Here is a 14,940-nt window from a genome sequence, read left to right on the forward strand (position 1 = left end):
GGCGGCGGCGGTCAGGGCAGGGCCGGTTCGGCCCACGAGGGAAGCTCGGCCGTGGCGACCTCGGGCGCAGGCGCCGGGGCGCGTCCCTCCGACGGCCAGGGCAGGGGGCGCAGCGGCGGCTCGCCGGCCGGATGCCACGCCGGCAGCAGGCGCCCGGTGGCGTCGGTCACGCGCGTCGCGCCGCAGACGGCGGCGCGCTCGGCGCCGGAGCGGAAGTCGGCGTCGACGAAGGGCACGGACTCCGGCGGCGCGAGCTCGGTGCCTGCGCAGAAGCTGCGGCCCGGCGCCGGGTCGAAGCCCGCGTCGAGCATGTCGACGATGTCGAGCGCCGCGCCGGCCAGCGAGCCGCGCCTCAGCAGGCGCGGCAGGTCGTCGGCCAGCTTCGCCAGGCGGTTGGGCCAGCCGTGGATCTCGCCGAGGACGTCGACGTAGGCGGCGATGAAGTCGGGCAGCGGCGCGCGCTGCGGCTGCAGCACCAGCGTGTAGGCGTTGAAGTCGCGCAGCAGCGCGTTCGGCAGGAAGGCACCCGGCGTGCGCGCCATGCGGTCGAAGAAGGGCGTGCCCGGGAACGGCGTCTCGAAGCAGACGAAGCTGGGCACGTGCAGGCCGCTCTGGCGCAGGTGGCGCGGCAGCGCGCGCAGGTAGTCGAGGTCGTCGTGCTGCGGGTTCAGCATCAGCCCGGCCGTGACGACGATGCCTTCGTCGCGCGCCTGCGCGATGGCCTCGCGGGCCCGCGCGAGCTTGTTCTGCGGCTTGGCCATGTCGTCCAGTGCGCTCTGGTTGAAGCTCTCGATGCCGACGAACACCGCGCGGCAGCCGCTGTCGTACATCAGCTTCAGCAGCTCGCGGTTGGCGATCACGTTGAAGGTCAGGCAGGTGCCCCAGACCACGCCCAGCGGCCGCAGCGCGTGGCACAGCTCGCGGAACCAGCGCAGGTTGCCGGCGAGGTTGTTGTCGTAGAACATGACGATGCGCCGGCGCCAGTCGCTGACCCGGCCGCGCAGCGCCGCCTGCAGCGCGACGACGTCGCGCACGACGTCGGCCACCGGGCGCAGCTCGTGGCGCGTGCCCAGGGCCGTGAGGGCACAGAAGTCGCAGGTGTAGGGGCAGCCGCGGGTGGCCTCGAGGGCCACGGGGAAGGCCTGCTTGCGGGCCACCGGCGCGACGCGCGGCGTCGGGACGCGGCGCGCGTCGTGACCGTTCGAGCAGTAGCGGCGCTTCAGGCGCCCGGCCTGCGCGTCGGCGTAGAGCTGCGGGACCGTGTCCTCGGGGTCACCGACGACGACCGCGTCGAACCAGGGCTCGGCCAGCGCCGGGTGGGTGCTGGCGAAGATGCCGCCCAGCACGGTGCGCGCGCCGCGCTGGCGGTAGTAGTGGCCGATCTGCCGGGCGCGGTCGAAGTCGGAGTGCATGCACGACAGCAGCACCAGGTCGTAGGACCGCTGCCAGTGGGGGTCCTCCCAGGTGTCGTTGACGATGTCGACGTCGGCGTCGTCGGGCAGCAGGGCGGCGATCAGCGGGCCGATCTGCGGTTGCAGCGTGCCGCGGTGCGGCTGGCCCCGGCGGTGGTAGTCGGTGAAGACGGAGATGATCGCGACGCGCATCGCGCGGGAACCGTCCGGTGTCAGCGGCTGCCGAGCCGCCACGAGGCCCTGTTGTTGCCGCCGGCCTGCTGCGTCATCTGGCTGACCGCCAGGACCGCCTGGGTGCGCGAGTTGACGCCGAGGGCGCGCAGCACGGCCGCGACGTGGTCCTTGATGGTCTCGACCGACAGGTTCAGGTCGCGCGCGATCAGCTTGTTGGGCTTGCCCTGCAGCAGCAAGGCCAGCACGTCGGTCTGGCGCGGCGTCAGGCCCAGCGAGGCGAGGCTGGGGGTGGTCTGGTAGTCGCCCTGGGCCGCATGGCTGCCGATCACCTTCATGTAGCCCGGCACGGTGTCGGCCTCGGGCGCGCTGGCGGCGGACCCGGCATCGGCGCCCATCGTCATCGGCGGCACGTAGATGCCGCCGGACATCACCAGCCGCAGGGCGTCGAACAGGGTCTCGTTGGTGGCGCGCTTGGGCACGAAGCCCATGGCGCCCATGTCGATCGAGCGGATCACGTCGCTGGTGCGGTCGCTGGCCGACACCACGACGACCGGCAGCGCCGGGTAGGTGCTGCGCAGTTCGCCCAGCAGGTCGAAGCCGTTGGCATCGCCGAGTTGCAGGTCCAGCAGCACCAGGTCGAAGACGCTGTCCTCCTTGAGCGTCGCGCGGGCTGCGGCGGCGCTGCTCGCGCCGGCCACGGTGACGTCGTCGCCCAGTCCCTGGATCACCGCCTTGAGGGCCGACAGGATCAGCGGGTGATCGTCGATCAGCAGCACTTTCATCGCGGACCTCGTTGCTGTGGATGCCGCGGTCGATGGTAGCGGAGCCCCGGCCCGGTTCTCGTCCCCTCTTAGGTGTTAGGGGGAAGTCGGGATACGGCCGGCCTTGCGCTCGCGCAGGGCCAGTGTCAGCTCGGCGAAGGCCCGCAGCACGGCCGGGTCGGCGGCGTGGAACTGCGTGACCACGCCGTCGCGTGTGCGCACGATCAGCCGCGGCGCGATCAACCAGGCCAGACCGGGCACGTAGACGAACTTGGCGTTGACGATGGCCTGCGCCTCGGCCCGCTTGTCCCACAGCCAGCTCTGCGTGATCAGGCCGCCGGCGACCCGCGTGCGGCTGCGCAGGATCCAGGCGTAGAGCCAGCCCATCATCGCCAGCGTGCCGCCGAGCAGCAGCTTCACGCCGCTGCCGGCCTGGGCCAGGGCCGGCCCGTCGAAGGCACGCCAGGCGGCCGCCAGCAGCACCAGCATCACCGCCGTCGCCAGCGCCCGGGCACTGCGGCCGAAGGCCGGGCCTTCGACCGCCGGGGTCGCGTCGGCGGTTTCCAACTAGTGGCCGGCCGGCGCCGCCGCGCCGACCTGCTGCAGCACATGCCGCGCCATGGCCGAAGCCAGCTCGGATTCGCCGACGAAGACCTTGCCGGCGTTCTCCTTCTCCAGCATCGCGGCCTCGTCGGCGTTGTGGCTGCGCACGACGATCTCGATCGCCGGGTTGAGGGCCCGCGCCGTCTCGACCATCTGGCGCACTTCCAGCGTCTGGGGGGTCGCGATCACGAGCATGCGCGCCTCGGCGATGTGGGCCTGGATCAGCACCGCCGGGTCGACGGCATTGCCCGACACCGCCGGCACGCCGTCGGCGCGCAAGGCCTCGATCAGCTCGCGGTTGTCGTCGGCGACGACGAAGGGCAGACCGGCGGCGGTCAGGGCCTCGCCGATGCGCCGGCCGACGCGCCCGTAGCCCACCAGCACCACCTGGCGCGACAGGTACTTGCGGTCGGTCGACATCGGCAGCTCGGCCAGCGGGTCGTCGCGGGCCTCGAGCCGGCGCGCGGCCTCGGAGTGGCCGACGATCCAGCGACGCGCCGGCTCGATCAGCGAGAACACGAAGGGATTGATCGCGATCGAGATCAGCGCGCCGGCCATGATCAGGCTCTGGCCCTCGGGCGGCAACAGCTTGAGCGACACGCCCAGCGCCGCCAGGATGAACGAGAACTCGCCGATCTGCGCCAGGCTGGCCGACACGGTGAGCGCCGTGTTCAGCGGGTAGCGGAACAGCAGCACCACCGCCATCGCCGCCAGCGACTTGCCGACGACGATGATGCCGACGACGGCCAGCACCTGCAGCGGGCGGTCGACCAGCACGAGCGGGTCGAACAGCATGCCGACCGAGACGAAGAACAGCACCGCGAAGGCGTCGCGCAGCGGCAGCGAGTCCTCGGCGGCGCGGTGGCTGAACTCGGACTCGCGCAGCACCATGCCGGCGAAGAAGGCGCCGAGCGCGAACGACACGCCGAACAGCGCCGCCGAGCCGTAGGCCACCGCCAGCGCCGCGGCCACCACGCACAGCGTGAACAGCTCGCGCGAGCCGGTCTTGGTGACCTGCCACAGCAGCCAGGGAAAGAAGCGCCGCCCGACCACCAGCATCAGCGCGACGAAGACGGCGACCTGCAGCAGCGTCAGGCCCAGCGTGACGCTGATCGAGCGCGTCGCCTCGCCCCCGGCCTGCGGCGCCAGCACGCCGGCCAGGGCGGGCAGCAGCACCAGCACCAGCACCATCGCGAGGTCCTCGACGATCAGCCAGCCGACGGCGATGCGGCCGTTCATCGAGTCGAGGACGCCGCGCGCCTCGAGCGCCTTCAGCAGCACCACGGTGCTGGCGACCGACAGCGACAGGCCGAACACCAGGCTCGCGCCGAGATCCCAGCCCCACCAGGTGGCGACGCCCATGCCCAGCAGCGTGGCCACCGCCATCTGCGCGACGGCGCCCGGCAGCGCGATCTTGCGCACGGCCATCAGGTCGTCGATCGAGAAGTGCAGGCCCACGCCGAACATCAGCAGCATCACGCCGATCTCGGCCAGCTGCCCGGCGATCTCGATGTCGGCGACGAAGCCCGGCGTTGCCGGCCCGATGGCGATGCCGGCGAGCAGGTAGCCCACCAGCGCCGGGAGCCTGAGCCGCGCGGCCAGGAAGCCGAGCACGAGCGCCAGCCCCAGGCCGGCGGCGATGGTCGTGATCAGCGAGACGTTGTGGGGCATGCGGCGGGCACGCGCGACGGGATGCCGGACGTTGACCGAGGATAACGGACGCACCGCCGTGCGCCCGTGCCGCCGCGCCGGCCGCTCAGTTGGAGGCCGCGCTGGCCGGCGCCGAGGCCGGATCGGCCGGCACTGCGTAGGGATCGTCCATGTTCGGCGGCGCGCCGAAGTCCTGCTGTATCGGGGCGTCGATGATGACCTTGTCGGTGTCGACCTTGATCTGCTCGCCCAGGCCGATGGTGACCAGCACCGGGAAGGCGATCAGCAGGCCGACCATGATGATCTGGATCACGACGAAGGGCACCGCACCCCAGTAGATCTGGCCGGTCGTGACCGGCGCGATGCGCGCGCCGGTGACCTTGTCCACGTACTCCTTCATCGGCGCGACGCTGCGCAGGTAGAACAGCGCGAAGCCGAACGGCGGGTGCATGAACGAGGTCTGCATGTTCACGCCCAGCAGCACGCCGAACCAGATGAGATCGATGCCCAGCTTGTCGGCCACCGGCCCGAGCAGCGGGATCACGATGAAGCTCAGCTCGAAGAAGTCGAGGAAGAACGCCAGCAGGAACACCAGGATGTTGACGACGATCAGGAAGCCGACCTGGCCGCCGGGCAGGCTGGTCAGCAGGTGCTCGACCCACTTGGGGCCGTCGACGCCCTGGAAGGTGAGGCTGAAGACCGTCGAGCCGATCAGGATGAAGACCACGAAGCAGGACAGCTTGGCGGTCGTGTTCATCGCCTGCTTCAGCAGCTTGAGGTCGAGCCGGCGCCGCAGCACCGCCATCACCAGCGCTCCGACCGCACCCATCGCGCCGCCTTCGGTCGGCGTGGCGATGCCGAGGAAGATCGTGCCCAGCACGAGGAAGATCAGCAGCAGCGGCGGGATCAGCACGAAGGTGACCTGCTCGGCCATGCGCGACAGCAGGCCCAGCTTGGTCACGCGGTTCACCAGCGCCAGCGCCAGCGCGAAGATCACCGACATCGACATCGACACGACGATCTGCTCGTCCAGCGGTGCCACGGCCTTGGCATGCCCGGTCACGGCGGCCACGATGTCCTCGTAGTACCAGCCGAAGCCGACCGCCAGCGCGATCGCCAGCATCAGCAGCACGCCCAGGGAGGGCAGGCCGCTCGAGCCGTCGGGCTCGCGGATGGTGCGCGCCTCGGGCGGCAGCGCCGGCACCCACTTGGGCTTGAACAGCGTCAGACCGATGATGTAGGCCACGTACAGCCCGGTCAGCACGAAGCCCGGGATGAAGGCGCCCTTGTACATGTCGCCGACGCTCTTGCCGAGCTGGTCGGCCATGATGATCAGCACCAGCGAGGGCGGGATGATCTGTGCCAGCGTGCCGGACGCGGCGATCACGCCGGAGGCGACGCGCCGGTCGTAGCCGTAGCGCAGCATGATGGGCAGCGAGATCAGGCCCATCGAGATCACGCTCGCGGCCACCACGCCGGTGGTCGCGGCCAGCAGCGCACCGACGAAGATCACCGCGAAGGCCAGGCCGCCGCGCAGCGGGCCGAACACCTGGCCGATGGTGTCGAGCAGGTCCTCGGCCATGCCGGAACGCTCGAGGATCAGGCCCATGAAGGTGAAGAAGGGGATCGCGAGCAGCGTGTCGTTGCCCATGATCCCGAAGATGCGCAGCGGCAGCGCCTGGAACAGCGTGGCCGGCAGCAGCCCCAGCTCGATGCCGACGAAGCCGAAGAACATGCCGCAGGCGGCCAGCCCGAAGGCCACCGGAAAGCCGAACAGCAGGAAGACGATCAGCGCCGAGAACATGATCGGCGCGATGTTGGCGGTGACGAACTCCATGGTCAGGCCGCCTTGCCGCCGTTGCGCGCGGCCGCTTCGGCCTGGGCGCGGATGGCCTCGGCCAGCTCTTCCTCGGGGGTCTTCTCGACCTTCTTCAGCGTCGGGTCGGCGATGCGGCCCTGCAGGAAGGCGATGCGCTTGATCAGCTCGGACAGGCCCTGCAGGCCCAGCAGGATGAAGCCGACCGGCATCAGGATGTAGACCGGCCAGCGGATCAGGCCGCCGGCGTTGGACGACATCTCGCCGCTGACGTAGCCCTGGTAGAAGAAGGGCACGGCCAGCCAGATGGTCAGGCCGACGAAGGGCAGCAGGAAGGCCAGCAGGCCGATGATGTCGACCCAGATCTGGGTCCGCTTGGAAAAGCGCGAGGTGATCACGTCGATGCGCACGTGCTCGTTGTGCAGCAGGGTGTAGCCGGCGCACAGCAGGAACACGCCGGCGAACAGGTACCACTGGATCTCGAGCCAGGCGTTCGAGCTGGTGTTGAAGGCCTTGCGGACCGAGGCGTTGCCGGCGCTGATCAGCACCGACAGCAGCACCAGCCACATGGCCAGCCGGCCGACACGCTCGTTCAGTGCGTCGATCAGCCGGGACAGTTGCAGGAGAGCGTTCATGGGCGGGACGGAAGCGGAACCGGGCCGCCCCGCATCGCGAGGCGCGCCGCAGTTTAGGCGCTGCGCGAACGGCGCGGGGCGCGTGTTTGCCCGGGCCGGTGAGGCGCTGCGTCAACGGCGCGTCAGTCCGTCGGTGGGCGGTCGTCCTGCATCCGCCGGCCCGGACTGGGCGTATGTCCACGCACGCAGGCCGGTGGAGGAGACCGATGCCGGCCTGACGTGTCCCTCTCTGCTCCACCCCTACTGGAAGGAAACCACCATGATGAACCTCAAGTCCGGCCTCGCCATCGCTGCCTCGGCCGCCGCTCTGTTCGCCGCCGGCTCGGTCGTCACCGTCGCGCATGCCGCCGACGGCGACGTCAAATGCACCGGCATCAACGGCTGCAAGGGCACGTCCGAGTGCAAGACGGCCAGCAGCGCCTGCAAGGGCCAGAACGCCTGCAAGGGCACGGGCTGGGTCAGCAAGAAGTCGGCCGAGGAGTGCACCAAGGCCGGCGGCAAGGTCGCCAAGTAAGCGTCGGAAGTCGTCCGGTCCGACGCCCGCTGGTGTCGGACCGGACCGCCCGGCCTGCGACGCATGTCATCTCTCCAGGGTTTCGGACTCGGCCTGCGCGCCGAACACTACGCCGACTTCGCCGGGGCGCGGCGGCCGCGCGTCGACTGGCTGGAGATCGTCTCCGAGAACTACATGGTTCCCGGTGGCCGTCCGCTGGACTGGCTGGAGCGGATCCGCCGCGACTTCCCGGTCGTGATGCACGGCGTGTCGATGTCGATCGGCAGCACCGATCCGCTCGACCTGGACTACCTGCGCGGGCTGAAGGCGCTGGCCGATCGGGTGCAGCCGGCCTGGGTGTCGGACCACCTGTGCTGGACCGGCGTCGATCACCGCAACCTGCACGACCTGCTGCCGATGCCGTACACCGAGGCGGCGCTGCGCCACCTGGTCGACCGCGTCGGCCGCGTCCAGGACCTGCTGGGCCGCCGGCTGCTGCTCGAGAACGTGTCCAGCTACGTCGCCTTCGCCGGCGACGAGATGAGCGAGTGGGACTTCGTCGCCGAGCTCGCCCGCCGCGCCGACTGCGAGCTGCTGCTGGACGTGAACAACGTCTACGTCAGCAGCGTCAACCATGGCTTCGATCCGCGCCGCTACATCGACGCGATACCGGCCGCGCGCGTGCGCCAGATCCACCTGGCCGGCCATGAGGAGCACGGCGACCACCTGATCGACACCCACGACCACCCGGTGCGCGATGAGGTCTGGTCGCTGTACGCCTACACGACGCGGCGCCTCGGCGCCGTGCCGGCGATGATCGAGCGCGACGACCGCATCCCGCCGCTGGACGATCTGCTGGCCGAGCTGGACGTGGCGCGGCGCGTGCAGGCCGAGGCGCTGGCCGCGGCGCGCCCCGGAGTGCCCGCATGACGCGCCTGGCCGACCAGCAGCGGCGCCTGCAGCGCGCCATCGTCGGCGCCGCGCCGGCCGCAGCCCAGGCCGACGAAGCCGATGCGCTGCTGCGCACCCGCGACGGCGGGGGCCCGCCGCTGCTGGGCATCTACCGCCATGCCTACCGCGCCCGCCTGGCCGAGGCGCTGCGCGACAACCACGAGCTGCTGCCGCGCGTGATGGGCGACGAGGCCTTCGACGCGCTGGCCGCCGCCTATGTCGAGGCGCATCCCTCGCGCCATCCGTCGATCCGCTGGTACGGGGCCGGGCTGGCCGACTTCATGGCCGCGCGCACCGATCTCTCGCCGCATCCGGCGCTGGCCGACCTGGCGCGCCTCGAGTGGGCCTTGCGCGCCGCGTTCGACGCGCCGGACGCACAGCCGATCGAGGCTGCGGCGCTGGCCGGCCGGCCGGCCGATGCCTGGGCGAGCCTGCGCTTCGCACCGCTGCCGAGCGCCGCGCTGCTGCCGCTCGGCTGGCGCATCGGTCCGCTGGTGCAGGCCCTGCGGGCCGACGATAGCGAGGCCGAACCGCCCGAGCCCGAGCCGGCGGCCCACCACCTGCTGATCTGGCGCCCCCGGCTCGACACGCGCTGGCGCTCGCTCGAACCGCTGGAGGCTGCGCTGCTGGAGGCACTGTTCGCCGGCGAACGCTTCGAGTCGCTGTGCCTGATCGCCGCCGCCCGGCAGGGCGACGAGCACGCGGCCGCCGTGGTCGTCGGCCTGCTGCAGGGCTGGATCGCCGAAGGCCTGATCGCCTCGTTCGACGCCTGACTCAGGCGCGGGCCGGCAGCAGGATCCGGCGGTCCACCGTGCGGATGTCGGTGTGGCCGGTGAAGGCCATCGTGATGTCCAGCTCGTGGCGGATCAGCTCCAGCGCCTTGCTCACGCCGGCCTCGCCCATCGCGCCCAGGCCGTAGAGGAAGGCGCGGCCGATCATCGTGCCCTTTGCGCCCAGCGCCACGGCCTTCAGCACGTCCTGGCCCGAGCGGATGCCGCCGTCCATCCAGACCTCGATGCGCGAGCCGACCGCGTCGGCGATCTCGGGCAGTGCCGCGATCGACGAGGGCGCGCCGTCGAGCTGGCGTCCGCCGTGGTTGGACACCACCAGCGCGTCGGCGCCGCTGTCGGCTGCGAGGCGTGCGTCCTCGACGTCCATCACGCCCTTGAGGATCAGCCGGCCGCCCCATTGCTTCTTGATCCACTCCACGTCGGACCAGTCCAGCCGCGGATCGAACTGCTCCTTGGTCCACGCCGACAGCGAGCTCATGTCGCTGACCCCCTTGGCATGCCCGACCAGGTTGCCGAAGCTGTGGCGCCGCGTGCCCAGCATGCCCAGGCACCAGCGCGGCTTGGTCATCAGGTTGAGGATGTTGGCCAGCGTCGGCTTGGGCGGCGCGGTCATGCCGTTCTTGATGTCCTTGTGGCGCTGACCCAGCACCTGCAGGTCCAGCGTCAGCACCAGGGCCGAGCAGCGGGCCGCCTTGGCGCGGTCCATCAGGCGCTCCATGAAGTCGCGGTCGCGCATCCAGTAGAGCTGGAACCAGAACGGCGCCTGGGTGTGGGCCGCGATGTCCTCGATCGAGCAGATGCTCATCGTCGACAGCGTGAAGGGAATGCCGAACTTCTCGGCCGCGCGGGCGCCGAGGATCTCGCCGTCGGCGTGCTGCATGCCGGTCAGGCCGGTCGGCGCGATCGCCACCGGCATGGCGACCTCCTGGCCGGCCATCGTGGTGCGCAGCGTGCGGCCCTCCATGTTGACGGCGACGCGCTGGCGCAGCTTGAAGGCACGGAAGTCGGCCTCGTTGGCGCGGTAGGTGCTCTCGGTCCAGGAGCCCGAGTCGGCGTAGTCGTAGAACATGCGCGGGACGCGCCTCTCGGCCAGGACGCGCAGGTCCTCGATGCAGGTGATGACGGGCATGGGAGCTTCCTTGTCGGGCCGCCATTCTGGGGCAGCCGGCGCGTGGGACACTCTCGGCCTCGCGCCGGCCCCTGCCCGGGCCGTCGGCGCGGCTGTCCGGTGAAAGCGCCACAAGCGCATGGGAGTTCGAACGATGCCGATCCGTCGTCCCTGCGGGCCCTGGCCCGTGCTGTGCCTGCTGAGCCTGGCACTCGTTGCCTGCGGCAAGGACCCCGCCGCCCAGCCGGCCGCGACGGCCGCCAAGCCGACCGCGCCGGCCCTGCTGCTGGCGCCCGAGGACCTGCGCACCGTGAGCATGAGCCCGCAGGCGCTGGGCCCGGTGATCACCGGCTCCATCCAGCCCGAGAAGCGCGCCGACCTGCGTGCCGAGGTGTCGGCCGTCGTGCTGCAGGTGCTCAAGGAAAACGGCGATACCGTGAAGCAGGGCGACCTGCTGGTGCGTCTGGACGACACCTCGATCCGCGACAGCCTGGCGTCGGCCGAGGAAGCGACGCGCGCCGCCGGCCAGGCCCACGACCAGGCCGAGCGCCAGGTGCAGCGGCTCAAGACGCTGCAGGCCCAGGGCATGCTGTCGATGCAGGCGCTGGAAGACGCCGAGATCCGCCGCAACAACGCGCAGAGCGAGCTGGTCGCGGCCCGCGCCCGCGGCGTGTCGGCGCGCCAGCAGCTGCGCCGCACCGAGGTGCGGGCGCCCTTCGCCGGCATGGTCAGCGAGCGCAAGGTCTCGGCCGGCGACACCGCCCAGATCGGCAAGGAGCTGGTCAAGGTGATCGACCCGTCGAGCATGCGCTTCGAGGGCCTGGTGTCCGCCGACCGCATGCACGAGGTGAAGCTCGGCCAGGCGGTGAGCTTCCGGGTCAGCGGCTACCCGCAGGCCCGCTTCACCGGCCAGGTGAAGCGCGTCGACGCCGCAGCCAACGCGACGACGCGGCAGGTCGAGGTGCTGGTTGGTTTCCCCGCCAAGGACGGTCCGCAGACCGCCGGCCTGTACGCGGAAGGGCGCATCCAGACCGGCGGCGGCGGTGCGCTGATGCTGCCCGACGCGGCCGTGCAGCGCAGCGCCGACGCGGCGCATGTCTGGCGCGTCAAGGACCGCAAGCTGGCCAGGGTGGCGGTGCAGCTGGGCGAGCGCGATGCGCGCCGCGGCGAATACCCGTTGCTGGGCGGCCTGGCCGATGGCGACCAGATCCTGCGCAACCCGGGCAGCAACCTGGTCGACGGCCAGGCGGTCGAGTTCGCCAGCGCCACCGCGGGCAGCGCCGCGTCGGCCGCCGGCGGCGGCTGACGGCGGCAAGGAGGAGCGGCCATGTTCCTGTCGGACTTCAGCATCAAGCGGCCGATCGCGACCATCGCGATCATCATCGCGCTGATGGCGCTGGGCCTGCTGGCCCTGAAGAAGCTGCGCGTCAACCAGATCCCCGATGTCGAGCAGCCGATGCTCGCGGTCAGCATCGACTACCCCGGCGCCTCGCCCGACACCGTCGAGCGCGAGGTCATCAACCGCATCGAGAAGACGCTCAACAGCATCCCCGGCGTCGACAAGATCAACGCGACGGCCAACGAGGGCAACGCGCGCTTCCTGCTGTTCTTCGTGTTCAGCAAGAACATGATCGAGGCCGCCGAGGAGGTGCGCAATGCCATCGGCACGGTGCGCTACAAGCTGCCGGTCGAGATGCGCGAGCCGGTGCTGCGGCGCGTCGACCCCGGGGCCCGGCCGATCGTGCAGATCGCGCTGTCCTCGACCTCGCAGAGCCATGCCGAGATCTCGCGGCTGGCCGAGGACGAGCTGGCCGATCGCTTCCGGGCGATCCCGGGTGTCGCGATCGTCGACGTCAGCGGTGCGCTGAAGCGCGAGCTGAGCGTGCTGCTGCGCGCCGAGAAGCTGCGCGAGTACAACGTCTCGGTCACCGAGGTCGTCAACGCCTTGCGCGCGCAGAACGCCACCGCGCCGGTCGGCAAGGTGCGCGGCAGCCTGCAGGACCAGAGCATCCGGCTGGTCGGGCGCATCGAGGTGCCGGCCGACTTCGAGCAGGTCGTGGTGGCGCGGCGCGGCGAGGAGACCGTGCGCCTCGGCCAGCTGGCGGTGGTGCGCGACGGCTTCGCCGAGCTGACGACCTTCAGCGTGCGCAACGGCCAGCCGAACGTCGGCATCTCGCTGACGCGCTCGCGCGACGCCAGCACCGTGTCGGTGGCCAAGGAGGTGCGCACGCTGGTGGCCGACATCGCCCGGGGCCTGCCCGAAGGCACGCGCCTCGTCATCACCGAGGACGGCGGCGAGGACGCCCAGAGCAGCCTCAACAACGTGATCCATGCGCTGGTGTTCGGCGCCGGGCTGACGGTCTTCGTGGTCTACCTGTTCCTCAACTCCTGGCGCTCGACGCTGATCACGGCGCTGAGCCTGCCGACCTCGGTGATCGCGGCCTTCATCGCGGTGTGGCTGTGCGGCTTCACGCTCAACTTCATGAGCCTGCTGGGCCTGTCGCTGGCGATCGGCGTGCTGATCGACGACGCCATCGTCGTGCGCGAGAACATCGTGCGCCACATGGAGCGCGGCGAGGACCGCCGCACCGCGGCGCTCAACGGCACGGCCGAGATCGGCCTGGCGGTGATGGCCACCACCTTCTCCATCGTCGCGGTGTTCGTGCCGGTGGCCTTCATGCCGGGCGTGTCGGGCGAGTGGTTCCGGCCCTTCGCGCTGACCGTCGTGGCCTCGGTGATGGTGAGCCTGTTCATCTCGTTCACGCTCGACCCGATGCTGTCGGCCTACTGGGGCGATCCGCCGGGCCACCACGAGGCGCCCCGGCGCGGCATCAGCCGCTGGCTGGCGACCTTCAACGACTGGTTCGACCGGCAGGCCGACCGCTACGGCCGCGTCATCGCCTGGGCGCTGCATCACCGCACCTGGATGTTCGTGTTCGGCTTCGGCAGCTTCGTGCTGGCCCTGGTGCTGCAGGCGACGGTCGGCGGCTCCAGCTTCCTGCCGGCCTCGGATGCCGGCGTGCTGGCGATCGAGGTGCGCACGCCGTCCAGCAGCAGTCTCGAGTACGCGCGGCTCAAGATGGAGAGCGCCGCCGTGCAGGCGCGCAGCGTGCCGGAGACCGTCGCGACCAACAGCTACGTCAACCCGGGCGGCGGGCGCATCTACGTCGACATCGGCAAGAGCACCGAGCGCAAGCGCTCGGCCGAGCAGATCGCCGTCGACCTGCGGGCGCGGATGCAGCGGCTGGTGGGCGCCGAGTACACGGTCATCGACGACCTGAACAACGGCGTGCAGAAGCCGGTGCAGATCCGCTTCCACGGCAGCGACTCGCGGCAGCTGCTGGCGCTGACCAGCGAGTTCATGGAGAAGCTGCGCAAGGTGCCTGGCGCGACCGACGTCGGCCTGTCCGAGCAGGACCCGCAGGACGAGCTGAAGATCGAGCTGGACCGCGGCCTGGCCAACGCACTGGGCATCTCGGCCGGCGACGCCGCGCAGGCGCTGCGCGTCGCCTTCGCCGGCGTCGAGGTGGGCGACTGGGTCGACCCCTCCGGCGAGACGCGCGACGTGGCGGTGCGCCTGCATCCCGACGACCGGGTGGACGCGGCCAACATCGAGCGGCTGCCGATCGCCGTGGCCGGCAGCGGCCGCATGGTCGTGCCGCTCGAGCAGATCGCCAGCGTCAGCATGGGCAAGGCGCCGTCGAAGATCGAGCATGCCGACGGCAAGCGGATGATCGCCGTGTCGGCCAATGCGCAGGGCCGCTCGCCGGGCGAGGTGACGGCCGACGCGCTGAAGCTCGCGCGCGCGATGGACTTCCCGCCCGGCTACGGCCTCGAGCTGGCCGGCGCCTCGCGCGACCAGCAGGAGGTGTTCTCGGAGATGGGGATCGCACTCGTGATGGGCGTGGCGCTGATGTACCTGGTGCTGGTGGTGCAGTTCGGGTCGTTCACCGCGCCGCTGCCGGTGATGCTGTCGCTGCCGCTCAGCCTGATCGGCGTGGTGCTTGCGCTGCTGGTGACCAAGGGGACGCTGAACCTGATGAGCTTCATCGGCATCATCATGCTGGTGGGCCTGGTGGCGAAGAACGGCATCCTGCTGATCGACGCGACACGCAGCGCCGAGGCGCGCGGCGTCGAGCGCGAGGAGGCGCTGATGGCCGCCGGCCGCCAGCGCCTGCGGCCCATCCTGATGACGACCTTCGCGCTGATCGCCGGCATGCTGCCGGTGGCCATCGGCGTGGGCGAGGGCGGCGAGTTCTACCGGCCGATGGCGGTCGCCATCATTGGCGGCACGCTGACCTCGACGCTGCTGACGCTGCTGGTGATCCCGAGCTTCTACGACAGCATCGAGATCTCGCGCGAGCGTGCCGCGGCCAAGTTCCGCGGCCGTGCGGCGCGCTGGTCGGCCTTCCCGGCCTTCGTCGTCACGCTGGTCGAGGCGGTGCTGACGCTGCTGATGCTGCGCGCTGTCTGGCGGCTGCTGGTGCGCGGCGGCGCGGCGCTGCGGCGGCGGTTGACCCGCCGCCAGGGGCCGCAGCCGGCCTGA

General features: G+C 71.1%; 12 protein-coding genes. 5 read left to right on the forward strand and 7 right to left on the reverse strand.

Annotated features, from left to right (window positions below; translation table 11 throughout):
• Window positions 1-11: 11 nt before the first annotated feature.
• The 6 genes from QZV97_RS02610 to QZV97_RS02635 all read right to left on the reverse strand — a co-directional run bounded on the left by QZV97_RS02610 (window position 12) and on the right by QZV97_RS02635 (window position 7,051).
• Window positions 12-1,604 carry a radical SAM protein gene (locus QZV97_RS02610; RefSeq protein WP_295637959.1) on the reverse strand — a complete coding sequence of 531 codons (1,593 nt, stop codon included), beginning with the start codon at window positions 1,602-1,604 and terminating at the stop codon, window positions 12-14.
• Window positions 1,605-1,624: 20 nt separating this feature from the next.
• A complete protein-coding gene (locus tag QZV97_RS02615) occupies window positions 1,625-2,368 on the reverse strand; it encodes a response regulator transcription factor (protein WP_295637964.1) in 744 nt (247 codons plus the stop codon).
• Between the two features lie 75 nt (window positions 2,369-2,443).
• Window positions 2,444-2,914: a hypothetical protein gene (locus QZV97_RS02620; RefSeq protein WP_295637969.1), complete on the reverse strand. Its 471-nt coding sequence runs from the start codon at window positions 2,912-2,914 to the stop codon at window positions 2,444-2,446.
• Window positions 2,915-4,621, reverse strand: a complete 1,707-nt coding sequence (gene ybaL / locus QZV97_RS02625) for a YbaL family putative K(+) efflux transporter (protein ID WP_295637972.1) — start codon at window positions 4,619-4,621, stop codon at window positions 2,915-2,917.
• Window positions 4,622-4,706: 85 nt separating this feature from the next.
• A complete protein-coding gene (locus tag QZV97_RS02630) occupies window positions 4,707-6,437 on the reverse strand; it encodes a TRAP transporter large permease subunit (RefSeq protein WP_295637974.1) in 1,731 nt (576 codons plus the stop codon).
• A 2-nt stretch (window positions 6,438-6,439) separates the two neighbouring features.
• The gene (locus QZV97_RS02635) at window positions 6,440-7,051 is read right to left on the reverse strand and encodes a TRAP transporter small permease subunit (protein WP_295637981.1); all 612 of its coding nucleotides are present in this window, start codon (window positions 7,049-7,051) and stop codon (window positions 6,440-6,442) included.
• Between the two features lie 259 nt (window positions 7,052-7,310).
• On the opposite strand from QZV97_RS02635, the gene QZV97_RS02640 reads away from it, so the two are divergent.
• The 3 genes from QZV97_RS02640 to QZV97_RS02650 all read left to right on the forward strand — a co-directional run bounded on the left by QZV97_RS02640 (window position 7,311) and on the right by QZV97_RS02650 (window position 9,268).
• Window positions 7,311-7,565, forward strand: a complete 255-nt coding sequence (locus tag QZV97_RS02640; RefSeq protein ID WP_295637985.1) for a hypothetical protein — start codon at window positions 7,311-7,313, stop codon at window positions 7,563-7,565.
• Window positions 7,566-7,628: 63 nt separating this feature from the next.
• Entirely contained in the window at window positions 7,629-8,474 is an 846-nt protein-coding gene (locus QZV97_RS02645; RefSeq protein ID WP_295637988.1) for a DUF692 domain-containing protein, read from the forward strand.
• Window positions 8,471-9,268, forward strand: coding sequence for a DNA-binding domain-containing protein (locus QZV97_RS02650; protein ID WP_295637991.1), 798 nt, complete (start codon window positions 8,471-8,473; stop codon window positions 9,266-9,268). The genes QZV97_RS02645 and QZV97_RS02650 overlap by 4 nt, the downstream gene beginning before the upstream one ends.
• 1 nt (window position 9,269) lies before the next feature.
• On the opposite strand, the gene QZV97_RS02655 is transcribed toward QZV97_RS02650, so the two are convergent.
• Entirely contained in the window at window positions 9,270-10,415 is a 1,146-nt protein-coding gene (locus tag QZV97_RS02655; protein WP_295637994.1) for an alpha-hydroxy acid oxidase, read from the reverse strand.
• A gap of 133 nt (window positions 10,416-10,548) precedes the next feature.
• Between QZV97_RS02655 and QZV97_RS02660 the strand changes: the two genes are divergently transcribed.
• Both QZV97_RS02660 and QZV97_RS02665 read left to right on the forward strand, forming a co-directional pair.
• Window positions 10,549-11,700 carry an efflux RND transporter periplasmic adaptor subunit gene (locus tag QZV97_RS02660; RefSeq protein WP_295637997.1) on the forward strand — a complete coding sequence of 384 codons (1,152 nt, stop codon included), beginning with the start codon at window positions 10,549-10,551 and terminating at the stop codon, window positions 11,698-11,700.
• Between the two features lie 21 nt (window positions 11,701-11,721).
• Window positions 11,722-14,940, forward strand: coding sequence for an efflux RND transporter permease subunit (locus QZV97_RS02665; RefSeq protein WP_295638002.1), 3,219 nt, complete (start codon window positions 11,722-11,724; stop codon window positions 14,938-14,940).

The sequence above is a fragment of the uncultured Methylibium sp. genome, from assembly GCF_902826655.1.
GTDB lineage: Bacteria > Pseudomonadota > Gammaproteobacteria > Burkholderiales > Burkholderiaceae_C > Methylibium.